The following is a 17,618-nucleotide window of genomic DNA, read 5'->3' on the forward strand; positions in this document are numbered from 1 at the left end:
CTAATGTGCCCACGGTGAGCACCGGAACGACAAGAACTCTTCGAAACTTGCTAAACGGGGGCGGGAATGGACACTTCAATCGGATCGAGCAGCAACAACCTTCTGTTGCGTCAGCTTCCGGAATCGGAATGGACGGCACTGAGGCCGTATCTGGAAACCGTGGCATTGCGAGGCGGCCAATTGCTGTGCGACGCCGGCCAGCGCGTGCGGCACGTCTACTTTCCCAAGGACGGCGTGGTCTCGCTGCTGTCGCTCCATGCGGACGGCTCCAGCGTGGAACTGGCGGCGGTCGGCAAGGAAGGCCTGGTCGGCCTGCCGGCGCTGACGGGCGCGGAATCCATGCCGCAACGCTGCGAGGTCAGCCAGGCAGGCATGAGCTGGCGCATTGCCGCCGCCGACCTGCGCGACCTGTATCCGCGCTTGCCGCACATGCAACGACTGGTCATGCGCTATATGCAGCTGCTGCTCACGCAGGTCGGCCAGACGGCGGCATGCATCTGTCATCGCACGTTGATGGAACAACTCTGCCGATGGATCCTGCAGACGCTGGACCGGCTTCAGAGCAACGAGCTCAGGATCACGCAGCAGCGGATTGCCGAGATGCTCGGCGTGCGGCGCGAAGGCGTGACTGAAGCCATGGGCAAGCTGCAAAACCTGCGGTTGATCGAACACACGCGCGGCAAGATCGTCGTGATCGACAGGATCGGTCTGGAGTCCATGTCGGGCGAGGCCTATACGATCGTTTCGGCGGAAGTGCGGCGGCTGGTCGGGGATGCCAGCGCGATGGCGCGCTGAACCGAAGCATCGGGCGATGGCCGGGTATTGGAAGGACGGGACTTTATCCCCGCTTCTGCCCGGTCACATCCTGCGACGCTCCCACCATCGTAAGTGCATTTCCATCCTCGTCGAGCGTCACCTCGCCTTCCTCGTGGATCTCCCGCCGACTTCCGTCCGGTAGCAAGATCGCGTAATCCACGCGGTACGGCTGACCGTCGACAACGGCCGCGCGGATAGCAGCCTGGACTCGCGGGCGGTCTTCTTCCACGACGGATGCCAGGAATCGCTCCATCGTGACCTTGAACGCCTGGGGGGCCCAGCCGAAGATGCGATAAGCCTCGTCGGTCCACGCGCAGTCGTCGGTCTGGATATTCCAGTACCAGCCGCCAAGGTGGGCGATTTCCTGCGCCTTGGCGAGCAACGCCTCGCTCTGCCGCAAGGCCGCCTCGGCCCGGCGGCGTTCGCTGATGTCGAGGCTGACGCCGATCATCTTCGTGGGACGCTGGCCAAAATCGAACACCAGGGTCGCGCGGGATGAGATCCATCGCGTCGCGTTTTCGTGCACGACGCGAAACTCCCACTCGTGCATCTCCTGCGCCCCCAGCGCGCGCTGCAGCACCTCGCGCAAGCGGGCCGCGTCGGACGGATGCACGCAGGCCCAGAAGTCCTCCATGGTCCGGATATGCCGGCCGAACAGCGTGATGTCGTTCGACGAATAGGTCACGCTGTCGGTCAGCACGTTCCATTCCCACGTAACGATGCCCGAGACCTCCTGCGCGAATTTCATTCGCGCTTCACTCTCCATGATCTCGGTGAGGTGCTTCTGGCGCAGTTCGCGCATGTGCGGGTCGCTGACGCTGCTGGCCTCCAGATCCGCAATGGCGCGCTCTCCGTAACGGAGCCACAGCCAGTTCACGCCGAGGAACTTCGCGAGCGCGAGCAGTCGTTCGTATTCGATTTCGCCGCCGCGTGTCCATTTGTGGACCGCCGATGGCGACACCGCCAGTGCCTCGGCCACCTGCTTGAGCATGATGCGCTTGCTCTCGAGCACGCCCTTGAAGCGGGTGGCGAACGTGTCTTCCGTCATCGCTTTCCCTGATATCTGATTAACCATCGGTGAATTTTACAGCCAGAACACTACAGCATCCGGCACTTTTTAGCTTTTTGATAGAAATCGATGATCGCAGCCCTCCTAGCGATTGTTTTTTTGAGGTTGATTCACTGGCATCGAAGTCACTAGACTTCGTCTCACATCACCAATGGTTATTTACTTAACCATCAGTGAATCGTCACAACAGACGAATAATCCTTAAGGAGACAAGCCATGCAACAAGCGACTGCCCCCGTCTGCCCCGCCCCCGGCGAACTCGGCTACACCTTGCCCGCGCACTACTACACCTCGCAGGACATCTTCGAGCATGAAAAGAAGACCATCTTTGCGCGCAACTGGATCTGCGTGATGCATCGCAGCCAGGTGGCCGAGGCGAACCAGTACGCGACGGTCAGCGTGGCCGGCGAGAACGTTTTCGTCGTGCGCGGTCGCGATGGCGTACTGCGGGCGTTCTACAACGTATGCCCGCACCGCGCCCACGAGTTGTTTCCGGAAGGCGCCGGCAAGGCGAAGAACGTCATCACCTGTCCCTACCACGCCTGGTCCTTCGGCCTGGACGGCAAGCTGATCCACGTGCGCAACGCCGAAAACGTGCCGGGCTTCTGCAAGGACAACGCAGGGCTGACCCCGGTCCGCGTGGAAGAGTTCTGCGGCCTGATCTTCGTCAACCTCGATATGAACGCCAGGCCGCTGGCCGAGCTGGCGGCCAGCCTGAACGACGAGATCCGCGCGCGCTGCCCCGACGTCGACAAGCTCGTCCCGGCGCGCAAGCTCACCTACGAAATGAAGGCCAACTGGAAGGTCGTCGTCGACAACTACCTCGAATGCCTGCACTGCCAGACTGCGCATCCGGCGCTGGTCGAGTCCATCCGGATGGAGACGTACAAGCACGAGGTACGCGGCATCTACACCAGCCAGGTCGGTCAGACACGCTCGGGCAGCGACGCGTTCACCTACGACAGCGACGCCCCCAACACTGACTTCGCCGCGTACTGGCTGTGGCCCAACGTCACGCTCAACGTGCTGCCTGGCGATGGGAATTACGGCGTGTTCTACATGTTCCCGGTCGACGCCGACACCACCATCCAGCACTTCGAGTTCTACTTCCGCGACGCCACGCCCACCGCCGAGCAGGAGCAGCTCATCGATTACTACAAGAACGTACTGAAGCCCGAGGACCTAAGCATCGTCGAGTCGGTGCAGCGCGGCCTGAAGTCACGTGGCTATCGCAATGGACAGGGCCCGTTGCTGGTCACGGACGACCGCACGTCCGCCATCGGCGAACACGGCGTGCAGCACTTCCAGCAGATGGTGCTCGACGCCCTCGCCGCCTGAGGCGAACCACCCATACAAGAAGGAACAGGACATGATCCAGACCCAGCTTTACATCGACGGCCGTTGGCAGTCGCCGCTCGAAGGCAGCACGCGCGACATTCTCAGCCCCGCCGACGAATCGGTGATCGCCCAGGCCGCCGAGGGCACCCGTGCCGATGCCCGAATCGCCATTGCCGCGGCGCGCCGAGCTTTCGACGGTCCCTGGCGCCAGACCACCATCCGGGATCGGGCCAGGCTGCTGAACAGGATCGCCGCGCTGATCGACCGCGACGCAGAGGAACTTGCCAGGTTCGAATCGCTGAACACCGGCAAGACGCTGACCGAGAGCCGCACCGATATGGGCGATATCGCCGCCACGTTCCGCTACTTTGCCGGACTGGTGGCCTCGGAGTCCGGCGCCGTCAACGAAGCGCCGCACCACGTCATCAGCCGCACGCTGCGCGAGCCGGTCGGCGTTTGCGGGCTGATCACGCCGTGGAACTATCCGCTGTTGCAGGCCGCATGGAAGATCGCCCCGGCACTGGGCGCGGGCAATACGGTCATCATCAAGCCGAGCAACCTGACGCCGCTGACCACGCACCATTTCACGAAGCTGATCGCGGAACTGGACCTGCCGGCCGGCGTCTTCAACCTCGTCACAGGGGGAGCTGAAGTCGGCGCCGAGCTGGCCGAGAGCCGCGACGTCGACCTGGTCTCATTCACGGGCGGCGCGTTCGCGGGCGAGAGCATCATGAAGGCCGCGACCGGCAACTTCAAGCGCATCGGCCTGGAGCTGGGCGGCAAGAACCCCAACATCGTTTTCGCCGACGCCGACCTGGACGTAGCGGTGGACTACGCGCTTAACGCCGCCTTCTTCCATGCGGGCCAGGTCTGCTCTGCCGGCTCGCGCCTGATGATCGAAGACAGCATCTACGACGCCTTCGTCGCAAAGCTGGCCGAGCGCTTGCCGCGCATTGCAATTGGCAACGGTTTCCACGCCGAAACGCAGATGGGGCCGGTCCAGTCCGCTCAGCAGCACGAGAAGATCCTGCGCATGGTGCAGGCGGGCGTCGCGGAAGGTGCCCGACTGGTCTATGGCGGCAAGCGGCCCGAAGGTGACGTATACCGAAAGGGTTATTGGCTGCAGCCGACCCTGCTCGCCGACGTGACCGCCGACATGAACATTGCAAAGGACGAGATCTTCGGCCCGGTGGTGACCGCGGAACGCTTCCGCTCCGAGGACGACGCGCTGCGTGCCGCCAACGACACGCCGTATGGCCTCGCCGCCGCAGTCTGGACGCGTGATCTCGACAAGGCCAACCGCATGTCGCGCGCGCTGCGCTTCGGCACGGTCTGGGTGAACGACTACCATCCGTACTTCCCGGAAGCGCCTTGGGGCGGCTACAAGGCCAGCGGCATCGGGCGCGAGCTGGCGCGCATCGGCCTGGACGAGTACACCGAACTGAAGCACAGCTACATCAACCTCGCGCCGAAGGCGATGGGGTGGTTCGGCGCCTGAGCGCCGGCGTCGCCCACATCACCCATCAGGAGGAGACAGCTCGATGAGTGCAATCCACGAATACGACTACATCATCGTCGGCGCCGGGTCGGCAGGCTGCGTGCTGGCCGCGCGGCTGACCGAAGACGCCGATGTGACGGTGCTGCTGCTCGAAGCCGGCGGACCGGACTGGCGGCTCGACTGGCGTACGCAGATGCCGGCAGCGCTGGCCTATCCGCTCCAGGGCACCACCTACAACTGGGCTTACGTCACCGAGCCGGAGCCGCATATGAACGGCCGCCGCATGACGCAGGGCCGTGGCAAGGGCCTCGGCGGCTCGTCTCTGATCAACGGCATGGTCTACATCCGCGGCAATGCGATGGACTATGAGGATTGGTCGCAGAACAGGTCGCTGGAAAACTGGAGCTACGCAGACTGCCTGCCCTACTTCCGCAAGGCCGAAACCTATGACAAGGGCACGAACGACTATCACGGCGGCAATGGCCCGCTGCATGTCACCACGCCCAAGGCCGGCATCAGCCCGCTGTTCGATGCGTTCATCGCCGCCGGCGAGCAGGCCGGCTACGCACGCACCGAAGACCTGAACGGCTACCGCCAGGAAGGCTTCGGCCCGATGGACCGCACCACCACTGCGAAGGGCCGCCGCTGCAGCACGTCGCTCGCCTATCTCGACCAGGCGAAAGAGCGCCCGAACCTCACGGTGCACACGCGCGCACTGGCCGACCGCGTACTGTTCGACGGCGCCCGCGCCACCGGCGTTTCCTACCTTCAGGGAGACTACGTGCGCGAAGCCCGGGCGCGCCGCGAGGTGATCGTCAGCAACGGTGCCATCGCCTCGCCGCAATTGCTGCTGCGCTCGGGCGTGGGCAATGCCGACGAACTTCGCGTGCTAGGCATCGACCCCGTCATCGACCTGAAGGGCGTGGGCGAAAACCTGCAAGATCACCTGGAGATGTACCTGCAGTACGAATGCACAAAGCCTGTATCGCTGTACCCCGCGCTCAAGTGGTGGAACAAGCCAGGCATCGGCATGGAGTGGTATCTGCGCGGCACGGGCATCGCGGCGTCGAACCACTTCGAGGCGGGCGGTTTCATCCGCAGCAGCGAAGAGTTCGACTTCCCGAACCTACAGTACCACTTCATCCCGCTGGCGATGAACTACGACGGCAGCAACCCGGTCCAGTCGCACGGCTTCCAGTGCCACGTAGGCTCGATGCGGTCGCCCAGCACAGGCTTCGTCAAGCTGGCCAGCCGCGACCCGCGCGTCAAGCCGCGCCTGCTGTTCAACTACATGGCGCACGACGTGGACTGGCGCGAGTTCCGCGCCGCGGTCCGCCTGACGCGAGAGATCATCGGCCAGCAGGCCATGGACCAGTTCCGCGGCCGCGAGATCAAGCCCGGCTTGATGATCCAGTCCGATGCCGAGATCGACACCTTCGTGCGCGAGCACGCGGAGACCGCACTGCATCCGTCCTGCACCTGCAAGATGGGCAACGCCTCCGACCCGATGGCCGTGGTCGACAACCAGGGCCGTGTGCATGGGCTGTCCGGGCTGCGCGTGGTCGACGCGTCGATCATGCCGAAGATCGTGACCGGAAACCTGAATGCGCCGACGATCATGATGGCAGAGAAGCTCGCCGACGTGATTCGCGGACGCGCACCGTTGCAGCGGTCAAACGCACCTTACTACAAGGCGACGCCGATGCGCGGGCACGCGGCAAACCCGCAGGACGCGCGAATGCGGACAACGGCGACACCGATGTTCGCGCCTGCCTGACGACGGCGCGACGCTCGCGGGTGTAACCCGCGCCCCCTCCGACGAACGATGACACCGGGACTGCCAGTCCCGAAGGACACCGCACGCCCGGAGGCTGCGTCGCGCCCCTGCGCTACGGGCAACCCACACCCACCCATCTGACAAAGGCCGGCCAGCCACCCCGAAGGACACAAGACAAGGACCGGCCAAGGGGAGACACTCATGCTTAGCAAGCGTTCAGCAATCCACCACAAGCCTTGCCTGGCCGCCGTCACCGGCGCGCTGCTGCTGTGCCAGGCCGCCGCCGTGCACGCGCAATCCGGCAGTGCGGACACGACCGTCGCCGTCGCGCCCGTGCCGCAGGTCATGGCCACGGTGCCGCCGGAGCAGGCGGCCTCGCCGTCGCCGCTCAGTGCCAACATGACGCTGACCTCGCAGTACGTGTCGCGCGGCTTCCGCCAGACCTGGGGAAAGCCGGCTGTGCAGGGCGGCGTCGACTACGCCCATCCGAGCGGCTGGTCAGTGGGCACGTGGATGTCGACGATCAGCGACAAGTTCATCGAAGGCGGCACCGTCGAGTGGGATCTCTACGGCGGCTACACCGGCACCATCGGCGACTTCGTCTATGCGGGCCAGATCTACTACTACCTTTACCCGGGCGCGAAGCTGCAGTCCGCGCAGACCAAGTACAACTACGGCGAGGCCGTGGCGTCGCTGACCTACAAGTGGATCAACGTCAAGTACTGGCTGACCTATACGCCCGACTACTTCGGCTACAACAGCGCGTCCATCGGCACCGGCAGCGGCCTGCACAGCCGCGGTTCTGGCTACCTCGACATCAACGGCACCTTCGATCTCGGCTACGGCGTCTCGCTGCTGCTGCACTACGGACAGGAGCGCGTGCGCAACTTCGCCGCCTACGGGTTCCGCGACGTGCGCGTGGCGCTCTCCAAGGCCTTCGACGGCGGCTGGACGCTTACCGGCGCATATACGCGCGGCTGGGGACGCTCCGATGTCTATGACCACTACACCACCGGCGCGCTCGACTCGGCGGGCAACCCGTCCGTGTCGAATCCGCTTGAGAACACCTTCCTGGTCTCGCTGACCAAGACGTTCTGACGCGCCACCGACTGCTTTCACTGCCTCAACCCATTTACATCATGGCTTCCCTGGGTCTTACCGATGCAACCGGTCTTGTCGGCGTCGCCGCCTACGTTGCCGCGCACTTCGCCGTGCAGGTCCTGCACAAATCGCCGACCGGCAGGCTGGCCGTCGCCCTCAATGTCATCGGGCCGGTCTGCATCCTCGTCTCGCTCACGGATGCCTTCAACCTCGCCTCTTTCCTGACGCAGTGCTTCTGGCTTGGCCTGACGCTGCTGGGCTGGTGGCGGAACCGCCGCAGGAAGCGCCGCGCGGACAGGCCCGTGGCAATGCCAGGGGAAACGCCCGCACGCGTGGCAACGCACCGCCCCGCGTCGCCTCACAACGTCTAGATCACTTCATCGCCAGGTGCCCGCAGGGAAACGATTTTTCGCGACATCGCAACCCCGGATTGACAACAGGAGACAACGATGACGACCGCCCCCACAATACCGCTCAAAGGTTTCCAGGCCGTCCCCCATATCGGCTCCCCATGAAGAAGGTGCCAACGACGCTTCCAGGCGTCCAGCACAGGCATCCACCAGCCCAGACGGCAGACCGCGGCGGAGCACCGCTCCGCACAAGCGGCAACCGGGAAACCAGGAGACAACGTGTTATCACAAAAAGATGTGCTTTCGCTCGGCGCCGATGCGCCGACCGCTTCATCCGCCCCTTCGCCCCAACATCACGAACTGCAGCGCACGCTGACGTGGAAAGACGCGTTCTGGGTCACGAGTGGCGTGCCCGCTGGCGTGCTGTTCACCATCGGCGGCGTTTCGGCCACGATCGGCAACCCGGCTTGGGTCATCTGGATCCTCGCCATTCTGGTGGGCTTCGCGCAGAGCTTCGTCTACGCGGAGATCTCGGGCCTGTATCCGCACAAGTCGGGTGGCGCGTCGGTCTATGGCGCGCTCGGCTGGGTACGCTACAGCAAGTTCGTGGCGCCGGTATCGGTGTGGTGCAACTGGATTGCCTGGTCGCCGATGCTGGCGCTCGGCACGAGTCTCGCGGCGGGCTACATGCTGAGCTGCCTGTTTCCGCCCGATTCATTGATCAACACGTGGCAGATCACGCTGGTCGACCTGGGCATCATCAGCCACGGCCTGACGCTGCGGGTGAACTCGACGTTCCTGCTGGCCACGGCGTTCCTGCTCGTCACGTTCAAGCTCCAGCACAGCGGCGCATCGTCCGCGGCGACCACGCAGCGCATCCTGGGCATCGCATCGCTGACGCCGCTGGTTGTCATCGCGCTCGTTCCGATGTTCACGGGCGACATGCCGTCGACGAACTTCATGCCGCTGCTGCCGCTGACGCACGACACGTCCGGCGCCGCCGTGCTCGGCAGCTGGAATGCGGCCGGTATCAGCACCGCAATGGGCGCGATGTTCCTGGCCTGCTGGTCGACCTTCGGCTTCGAGACCGCGGTGTGCTACACCCGCGAGTTCAAGGACCCGCAGAAGGACACTTTCCGTGCGATCTTCTGGTCCGGCGTACTGTGCCTGTTCATGTTCATTGCGGTTCCGATCGCGTTCCAGGGCTCGCTCGGGCTGCACGGCATGCTTGAGCCGTCCATTGTCGACGGTACCGGCGTGGGCGCCGCCATGGCGAAATTCGTGGGCGGCGGCGCGGTGGTGTTCAACGTGATCGTCGTGATGCTGGTGCTCGCGATCCTGCTAATCGTGATGACCTCGATGATGGGCTCGTCGCGCACGCTGTACCAGGCCTCGGTCGACGGCTGGCTGCCGCGCTATCTCTCGCACGTGAACGAGCACGGCTCGCCGACCCGCGCCATGTGGACGGACCTGGTGTTCAACCTGTTCCTGCTGCTCATGTCGAACTACATGGCGGTGCTGTCCATCTCGAACGTCTGCTACATGATCTTCGTGTTCCTGAACCTGCAGTCGGGATGGATCCATCGGCTGGACCGCGCCGAATGGCCGCGTCCGTACAAGTGCAAGAACTGGCTGCTGGCCCTGGGCGCGATCTGCGGCTTCCTCGACCTGGCCTTTGTTGGCGCCGGCGCCAATTTCCAGGGCGAGAACACGCTGCGTAATGGCCTCATCGCCACGTTTCTGATCGTGCCGGTGTTCGTGTACCGCCATTACGTGCAGGACAAGGGCCGCTTTCCCGAGTCGATGCGCCGTGACATGGAGCTGCCCCATGCCCGCGCAGCGTGGCTGCCCTACGCCGCCCTGGCCGCGGGTGCGCTGGTGGTCTGGCTGGCCGCGAAGCTGACGGTGATCGGCTGACGCCGGGACGCCTTGCGTCCACGAGGACCGGTACCGCGCCGGTCCTCCCTCCACTACATACATTCCCGAGGTTCCGCAATGAACGACACCCTTCGCGTGCGCATCGGCCGCATCGAGCAGCTTGCCGCCGGCATCAAGCGTTTTACCTTGCAGCCGTGCGACGGCGACGCGTTGCCCCCCTTTGAAAGCGGCAGCCACGTCGTCGTCCACATGGACAACGGCCGCTACCGCAACGCGTATTCGCTGACCAGCGCGCTCGACGACGACAGCCATTACCAGATCAGCGTCCGTCTTGAGGAAGCCTCGCGCGGCGGCTCGCGGTTTCTGCACGAAACCGTGCGTGAGCACGACGAGCTGGAGATCGGTCGTCCAGGCAATCTGTTCTCCCTGCACCGTGGCGCCAGCAAGCACTTGCTGATCGCCGGCGGCATCGGCATCACACCGTTCATGACGCATATCCAGACGCTGAAGCGCCAGGGCGCCGCTTTCGAGCTGCACTACTGCTTCCGCAACCGCGCCAGCGCGGCATTTCTCGACACGCTGTCAACCGCGCTGAATCAAGGCCAATGGCAGCAGTACGAGAGCGACGCCGGCATCCAGCTCGACATCGCGGCGCTGATTGCCCGCCAGCCCACCGATGCCCACGTCTACGTCTGCGGCCCTTCCGCGCTCAACGACGCCGTCGTCGATGCCGCCCGGGCCGCCGGCTGGGACGCATCGCGCATTCACTTCGAGCAGTTCCGCAACGAGGTCGACGCGACCGGCGGCGCCTTCGAGGTAACGCTGCGCAAGAGCGGACTGACGCTGCAAGTCGCACCGGACGACACGCTGCTGCGGGTGATCGAGAAAGCCGGCGTCAAAGTCGATTGCATGTGCCGCGAGGGGATCTGCGGATCGTGCGAAACAGCCATCGTCGAGGGCGAGGCGGATCACCGCGACAGCTACCTCTCCGACGAGGAGAAGGCGGCGCAGAAAACGATCATGCTATGTGTTTCGCGGAGCAAGGCACAGCGGCTGGTCCTGGATCTCTGAGCGAGCCTGATGATGCTTGCGGGCTGGCTCGGGTAGGTCTGTGCGGCGGCAGGCGGGGTTACAGCGCTGGCTGCACCTGGGCCGGCGGGCGGAACGTGAAGCCCTGCGAGAACGACTCCCTTAGGTACTCGACAAAGACCTGCGACACGCGCGACGCATGCGCGGAGTACGGCCGGATCGCATAGAGCCAGTCTCCAAACGCACCAGTCGCGCGCCATTGCGGCAGCAGCTCGACCAGACGCCCGCTTTCCAGCGCCGACTGCGCACTGAAGTCCGGCAGCAGCGCGATACCCAGACCTTCAATGGCGGCGTCGCGCAAGGCCTCGCTGTTATTGACCGCGAGCGGGCCAGCCACGGGAACCGTGACCGGATCGGCATGCGTTGCGCCTTCATCCGGCGCCTCCGGCACGAAGGTCCACGTGGCGGTGCCTTGCCGCCGCGGGTAGTGCAGGCAGGCGTGATCGACCAGCGCTTCAGGCGATTCGGGCGAGCTTCTGGTCCCGAGATAGGACCGGCTTGCCACCAGCACCGTACGCGTAGCCGCCAGCGTCCAGGCAACATGGGTTTCGGGCGGCGCGGATGTATGCCGCACGGCAATGTCGAAGCCTTCCTGCGCAAGCGGGCGCAAGCGGTCAGACATATCCAACTCGACCTGGATCTGCGGATAGCGGCGCAAGAACTCCGGCAGCCGCGGCACCAACTGCTGTCGGGAGAACGCCACCGGCGCGGTGACACGCAGGAAACCACGCGGCGCCCCCGCCAGATCGCGAACATTGGCGTAGCCCGTGGCAATTTGTTCGAAAGCCCCGCGCATCGAATCAACCAGCTGACGGCCGGCATCCGTCAGCGTCGCGCTGCGCGTGGTGCGCTGGACGAGCATGATGCCGGCGGCCTTTTCCAGATCGGCAATGTGCTGGCTCATCGAGGCCTTGCTTACGCCTAACCTTGCGGCGGCCTTGCTGAAGCTGCCCTGCTGGTGCAGCACGACCAGCCAGTGCAAGTGCTCCCAAAGATCCTCTACGTTGGCTTTCGTCATTTCGGGAGTCCTCCTGCGTCACTTTCAGCGTCTATTTTTCGGTAGCCATAGCATGCCACTATCTAAAAATCCTGAACAGTGAGTTCGGCGGCGGATGGCTACCCGCGCGCGGCCCGTCTTTCTACACTCGCCTCATTCCCAGACACGGCGGGCGACGCAGGCCCGCAGACCAGCACAGGAGATCCCCATGACGGCGCCTTACAACGATTCCGCTGACGTCATCCACTTCGTTTCCGGCGAGCTTTACGCCGGTTCGGGCACGCGTTCGCAGGCCGTGTTCAACCCGGCGACGGGCGCCGTGGCGCGGCAGCTTCGGCTCGGCACGGTCGAGGATGTCGATGCGGCAGTAGCCAGCGCGCTGGCGGCATTCCCTAAGTGGGCCGACACGCCGCCGATCCGCCGCGCGCGCGTCATGCTGAAGTTCCTGGAGCTGATGAACCAGCACAAGGACGAGTTGGCCACCATCATCACGGCCGAGCACGGCAAGGTACTGAGCGATGCGGCCGGCGAAGTCAGCCGCGGCATCGACATCATCGAATTCGCCTGCGGCATTCCGCAGCTGCTCAAGGGAGATTTCACGGACCAGGTCTCCACCGGCATGGACAACTGGACGCTGCGCCAGCCGCTTGGCGTGGTGGCCGGCATCACGCCGTTCAACTTCCCGTGCATGGTGCCGTGCTGGATGTTCCCGGTCGCAATCGCCGCCGGCAACTGCTTCGTGCTGAAGCCGAGCGAGCGCGACCCGTCGGCGTCGCTGTTCATGGCAAAGCTGCTCAAGCGAGCCGGCCTGCCCGACGGCGTCTTCAATGTCGTGCAGGGCGACAAGATCGTGGTCGACGCACTGCTCCATCATTCCGATGTCAAGGCAGTGAGCTTCGTTGGCTCCACGCCGATCGCGAACTACATCTACGAGACTGGCGCGCGGCTGGGCAAGCGCGTGCAGGCGCTCGGCGGTGCCAAGAACCACATGGTCGTGATGCCGGACGCCGACATCGATCAGGCCGTGGACGGTTTGATCGGCGCGGCATATGGCTCCGCCGGCGAGCGCTGCATGGCGGTCTCCGTCGCGGTGCTGGTCGGCGACGTGGCCGACAAGATCATGCCGAAGCTGGAAGCCCGTGCGCGCGAACTGGTGATCCGCAATGGTATGGATCCCGCTGCAGAGATGGGCCCGGTCGTCACGGGCCAGGCGCTTGAACGCATTGAGAACTACATCGCGCTCGGCGTGGAAGAAGGCGCGAAGCTGGTGGTCGATGGCCGCAACTACAAGGTGCCTGGGCACGAGCAAGGTTTCTTCACTGGCGGCACGCTGTTCGACAACGTCACCCCGGACATGCGCATCTACAAGGAAGAGATCTTCGGCCCCGTGCTGTCATGCGTGCGCGTGGATGACTTCGCGCAGGCCGTAAAGCTCGTCAACGACCATGAGTTCGGCAACGGCGTGGCTTGCTACACGCGTGACGGTCAGGTGGCGCGCGAGTTCGCGCGCCGCATCGAAGTTGGCATGGTCGGCATCAACGTGCCGATCCCCGTGCCGATGGCGTGGCATGGCTTTGGCGGGTGGAAGCGTTCGCTGTTTGGCGATATGCATGCCTATGGCGAGGAAGGGGTGCGGTTTTACACGCGGCAGAAGAGTGTTATGCAGCGTTGGCCCGAGGATGTGACGCGGGGGGCGGAGTTTGCGATGCCTACGGCGAAGTAGAGGGTTCTCGGGTGTAGCCGGGGGGGGGTGGTGGGGATTGTGTGTCGCTCTTAGCTCCTCCGGCCTGCGCACATTGACTGTATATTCATACAGTTGCGAAATCCCCGCCTGTTTGCGCCTTGTCCGCCACCCAAACCGCCCCACCCCGCTACACCGTCGCCGTTCGCACCTTATGCGAATTCACCGCCAAGGCCGGCGACCTCGACCTGCGCTTCACGCCGTCGCCCACGGGGCAGGAAGGCGTTGCGGGCCATGGCGTGGTCACCAGCCGCCGCGGGCCGGGCTACGAGTCCGAGGTAACGCTGTCGGGTGAATTCGAAGGCCTGCGCGTCCGCGGCCGTGCCGATGGCTACGATCCCGTGGCGAACCGCGTCGAGGAAATCAAGACCATACGCGGCGACAAGGCCGAGATCCCGCAGAACCATCAGGCGCTGCACTGGGCGCAGGCAAAGATCTACGGGTGGCTGCTATGCGAAGCCCGCAATCTGCAGAAGATCGACGTGGCGCTCGTTTATTTCGACATCCTGAGCCAGCGCGAACGCGTGCTGAAGGAACGCTATGACGCCGCGACGCTGCGTGCCTTCTTTGAAGACAGCTGCCGCCGCTTCATGCACTGGGCCGAGCGTGAAATCGCGCATCGCAGCGATCGCGATGCGGGCCTGCAGGCGCTGGCCTTTCCCCATGGCACATTCCGCGACGGCCAGCGCCTGCTGGCGGAGTCGGTCTACAAGGCCAACGCCTCGGCACGTACGCTGCTGGCGCAGGCGCCTACCGGCATCGGCAAGTCGATCGGCACGGTGTTTCCGGCCTTGAAGGCCATGCCCGCGCAGCGCATCGACAAGATCTTCTTCCTGTCCGCACGGTCGACGGGCCGCGCCGTCGCGCTGCAGGCGACTGCACAACTGCGCGGCAAGCCCGACGATGCGCCGCTGCGCGTGCTGGAACTCACGGCACGCGACAAGGCCTGCGAGCATCCTGATCTGGCCTGTCACGGCGAATCCTGCCCGCTGGCGCAAGGCTTCTATGACCGGTTGCCAGCGGCGCGCGATGCCGCGAGCCGCGTACCGCTGCTGGATCGCCACGCCGTGCGCGAGATCGCCCGTACGCATGCGGTGTGCCCGTATTACCTCACGCAGGAGATGATCCGCTGGAGCGATCTCGTGGTGGCCGACTACAACTACTATTTCGACCGCAGCGCGATGCTGTATGCGCTGACCGCGCTGAACGAATGGCGCGTGAGCGTGCTTGTGGATGAAGCGCACAATCTGGTCGAACGCGGCCGCACCATGTACACCGCCACGCTGGACCACGCGGCGTTCCGCGGCGTGCGGCTGTCCGCGCCAGGTGCGTTGAAGTCGAAGATGAACAAGGTCTATCGGCAGTGGAACACGCTGGCCAAGCGGAGCAAGGCGGAGTACGAAACGCACGACGAAGAGCCCGCGGCATTCATTGAAGCGCTGACGCAGCTGTGTACTGCCATCATCGACGACATGAGCGAGCATCCGCAGCGGCACGACGCCACGCTCGAACGCTTCTATTTCGATGCGATGCACTTCTTGCGCCTGGCGGAGCAGATGACGGAGTACGGCGGCAAGCATTCGCTGTTCGATATCACGCGCACACCGCGCGGCCGTTCCGGCGTGGATGCCGCGCTGTGCGTACGCAATCTGTTGCCTGCGCCTTATCTCGCGCCGCGCTTCGCGGGCGCACATTCGACCACGCTGTTTTCCGCCACGCTGCAGCCGGCCGACTATTACCGCAACCTGCTTGGCATGCCCGCCAGTGCGGTGTGGGTCGAAGTGCCCTCGCCGTTCCAGCCCGAGCAGCTCGACGTGCACGTCGCACGCCATATCTCCACGCGCTATTCCCACCGGCAACGCTCGCTGCCGGCAATCGTGGAACTGATTGCCGGCCAGTACGCGCGGCGTCCCGGCAACTACCTGGCCTTCTTCAGCAGCCATGATTATCTGCAGCAGGCCGCGGCGCTGCTGGCCGAATGCCATCCTGGTATCCCGACCTGGTCTCAGGCACGCGGCATGACCGAGGCCGGCCAGGCCGCGTTCCTCGACGCGTTTGCGCCGGGCGGCTGCGGTATCGGCTTTGCGGTGCTTGGCGGCGTGTTCTCCGAAGGCGTGGATCTTCCGGGCGACCGGCTGATCGGCGCGTTCGTGGCCACGCTGGGGCTGCCCCAGGTGAACCCGGTCAACGAACAACTGCGCGAACGGATGGATGCCGCATTCGGCCGCGGCTATGACTACGCCTACCTGTATCCGGGCCTGCGCAAGGTCGTGCAGGCAGCCGGCCGCGTGATCCGCACCCGAGAGGACCGCGGCGTGGTGTGGCTGATCGACGATCGTTTTGGGCGGCCGGAAGTGCGGGAAATGTTGCCGGCATGGTGGGAGATATCACCGATGGATGATCGGCAACGCAACGTTCGCGAACGACAGCCCGGATCCTGACCTGCAAAGTATTGTCATGCCCCTGTTGCCGCCGCCCGCCTTGCTTCAGCAGACGCTGCGCGCCGTTGCTCGCCGGTATCGATTGCCTGCTCTATCCGAGACGGGAGAAGCAGGTCCCTCTGCCACGCTGGCAACCGTGATCGAACAGGCGCGCCCGGCGTTGGCCCGCGGCGAATCTCCGGACGCTACGCTCAAACGCCTGTTCGTCGATGCGCTCGCCCGGCTGATCCACGACGCAATGCGCGTGGATGCCGGCGATCCCGTCTTTCAGGCCATGCTGCTTCGGCACCGCGTGACGCATGTTCGCGAGTATGCGTCGCTATCCGCGCGTGCCGAGCAGGATCGGCGTCCGGTCCTCGCAAGCGTCAATGCGTTGGCCCATCCGCGCAAGCCACAAAGTGAGGGGATGGCGAAGCTGCATGCGTTGGCATCATCGTCATCGTGGTCAGCGCTGCACGACGCAGTGCAACAGCTGCTGGATCTGCCGGCGATCCCAGACGACACACCGACCCGGCATCGTTTGTCGCGGCTCGCCGACAGTCCCGAACTGGAACGCTTGCGGCGCCTCGAAACGCTGGCGTCCGATGCGCTCGTGCGCCAGTACCGGACGCTGTGGGACCGACATGGTCCACGCTCCGGCACTGCCGCGGCTGCGGCCCAGGGCGTTGACGCGCAGCGGCGTGGCACTGCCGTCGAAGCACTCACGGCACGGGCGCTTCAGGCCTTGGCGCGCGGACTCAATGAGGCAGATGGCACCGGGGCTCCATACCGTGTTGTCACATCGATGCGCGTACCCGCATCCATGCCCGCAACGCACGAGCGCGCCAAGACCGAATGGGATGCGGTACTGCTGAGGCAGGCGGAAACGATCGTCGATGCACCGGCCTGGGACATCTGCCTGCTCGCAGAAGCGAAGGCCTCCGCCGATGCGGCTACCACCGACTTCCCGCGGTTGCTGCGCGGCATGCGCCTGCTCGCGCAAGCGGACGCTACCGTGATCTATGACTTTGAAACGCGTGAAGGCGTGGTCAGGCTGCGCGGCGCTTCGTTGAGCACGCTACCTACCGACGAAACCGCGCTCGCCGATACGGTGCTCTACTGCAGCAATGCCCCTGCCGAGGCGACGCCGCGTTTGCTCAGTGCGGCCAGCCGGATGCAGTTGCTGTCCGCGCAGGCCAGCCTGGACTTCGCGGCTTGCGTCGCGGAAACGCAGCACGCAGACACACGCAGCCTCGAACCGGTGTGGCAGCAATTGGTGGAATCACCGCGCTGGGCTGCAGTGTTGAACCAATACGCGGTGATGCGCGAGGTCCGCGAGCTGATGGTCCATCCGGAGGACCTGCTCGCTGCCATCGACAGCCCGGATTAAGTCCGCATTCGCCTCACGGCTAATGTGGCGTAGGCCTTGGACGCGGAGTCGGATAAGGGGGATTCGGTCCGCCGCCGGGCACTTCGATATACGGCGCGACGATGATTGGATACTGCGCAGCCCCATTGGGCTGCGAAGCCTCGGGTGCCATGTA

General features: G+C 64.7%; 13 protein-coding genes. 11 read left to right on the top strand and 2 right to left on the bottom strand.

The genetic code is table 11. The annotated features are described in order from the left end of the window. The first annotated feature begins 66 nt into the window (after positions 1-66). The gene (locus K2O51_RS04350; protein ID WP_011301943.1) at positions 67-795 is read left to right on the top strand and encodes a Crp/Fnr family transcriptional regulator; all 729 of its coding nucleotides are present in this window, start codon (positions 67-69) and stop codon (positions 793-795) included. A gap of 43 nt (positions 796-838) precedes the next feature. Here K2O51_RS04350 and K2O51_RS04355 read toward each other — a convergent pair whose 3' ends face one another. Next, complete coding sequence (locus K2O51_RS04355) at positions 839-1,864, bottom strand: helix-turn-helix domain-containing protein (RefSeq protein ID WP_011301942.1); 1,026 nt, start codon at positions 1,862-1,864, stop codon at positions 839-841. Positions 1,865-2,101: 237 nt separating this feature from the next. On the opposite strand from K2O51_RS04355, the gene K2O51_RS04360 reads away from it, so the two are divergent. The 7 genes from K2O51_RS04360 (at position 2,102) to K2O51_RS04390 (ending at position 10,898) form a co-directional block, all read left to right on the top strand. Next, positions 2,102-3,223, top strand: a complete 1,122-nt coding sequence (locus K2O51_RS04360; protein WP_011301941.1) for an aromatic ring-hydroxylating oxygenase subunit alpha — start codon at positions 2,102-2,104, stop codon at positions 3,221-3,223. A gap of 31 nt (positions 3,224-3,254) precedes the next feature. Next, positions 3,255-4,721: an aldehyde dehydrogenase family protein gene (locus K2O51_RS04365; RefSeq protein ID WP_011301940.1), complete on the top strand. Its 1,467-nt coding sequence runs from the start codon at positions 3,255-3,257 to the stop codon at positions 4,719-4,721. Positions 4,722-4,764: 43 nt separating this feature from the next. Then, positions 4,765-6,498: a choline dehydrogenase gene (gene betA, locus K2O51_RS04370; protein WP_011301939.1), complete on the top strand. Its 1,734-nt coding sequence runs from the start codon at positions 4,765-4,767 to the stop codon at positions 6,496-6,498. A gap of 201 nt (positions 6,499-6,699) precedes the next feature. Next, positions 6,700-7,596, top strand: a complete 897-nt coding sequence (locus K2O51_RS04375; RefSeq protein ID WP_220630537.1) for a TorF family putative porin — start codon at positions 6,700-6,702, stop codon at positions 7,594-7,596. Between the two features lie 41 nt (positions 7,597-7,637). Further along, positions 7,638-7,970: a CBU_0592 family membrane protein gene (locus K2O51_RS04380; protein ID WP_011301937.1), complete on the top strand. Its 333-nt coding sequence runs from the start codon at positions 7,638-7,640 to the stop codon at positions 7,968-7,970. A 258-nt stretch (positions 7,971-8,228) separates the two neighbouring features. Continuing rightward, positions 8,229-9,866, top strand: coding sequence for a trimethylamine N-oxide permease (locus K2O51_RS04385; RefSeq protein WP_220630538.1), 1,638 nt, complete (start codon positions 8,229-8,231; stop codon positions 9,864-9,866). Between the two features lie 78 nt (positions 9,867-9,944). After that, positions 9,945-10,898: a PDR/VanB family oxidoreductase gene (locus tag K2O51_RS04390; protein ID WP_011301935.1), complete on the top strand. Its 954-nt coding sequence runs from the start codon at positions 9,945-9,947 to the stop codon at positions 10,896-10,898. Between the two features lie 58 nt (positions 10,899-10,956). Here K2O51_RS04390 and K2O51_RS04395 read toward each other — a convergent pair whose 3' ends face one another. After that, on the bottom strand, positions 10,957-11,934 hold the full coding sequence (locus K2O51_RS04395; protein ID WP_011301934.1) for a LysR family transcriptional regulator: 978 nt from the start codon (positions 11,932-11,934) through the stop codon (positions 10,957-10,959). A 187-nt stretch (positions 11,935-12,121) separates the two neighbouring features. On the opposite strand from K2O51_RS04395, the gene K2O51_RS04400 reads away from it, so the two are divergent. From K2O51_RS04400 to K2O51_RS04410, 3 genes are all read left to right on the top strand, one after another. Continuing rightward, positions 12,122-13,636, top strand: a complete 1,515-nt coding sequence (locus tag K2O51_RS04400) for a CoA-acylating methylmalonate-semialdehyde dehydrogenase (RefSeq protein WP_220630539.1) — start codon at positions 12,122-12,124, stop codon at positions 13,634-13,636. 119 nt (positions 13,637-13,755) lie between these two features. Next, complete coding sequence (locus K2O51_RS04405; protein ID WP_220630540.1) at positions 13,756-16,095, top strand: ATP-dependent DNA helicase; 2,340 nt, start codon at positions 13,756-13,758, stop codon at positions 16,093-16,095. A 16-nt stretch (positions 16,096-16,111) separates the two neighbouring features. Then, on the top strand, positions 16,112-17,464 hold the full coding sequence (locus K2O51_RS04410; protein WP_220630656.1) for a 3-deoxy-D-arabino-heptulosonate 7-phosphate synthase: 1,353 nt from the start codon (positions 16,112-16,114) through the stop codon (positions 17,462-17,464). Positions 17,465-17,618: the final 154 nt, after the last annotated feature.

Source organism: Cupriavidus pinatubonensis, assembly GCF_019602855.1.
Classification (GTDB): domain Bacteria; phylum Pseudomonadota; class Gammaproteobacteria; order Burkholderiales; family Burkholderiaceae; genus Cupriavidus; species Cupriavidus pinatubonensis.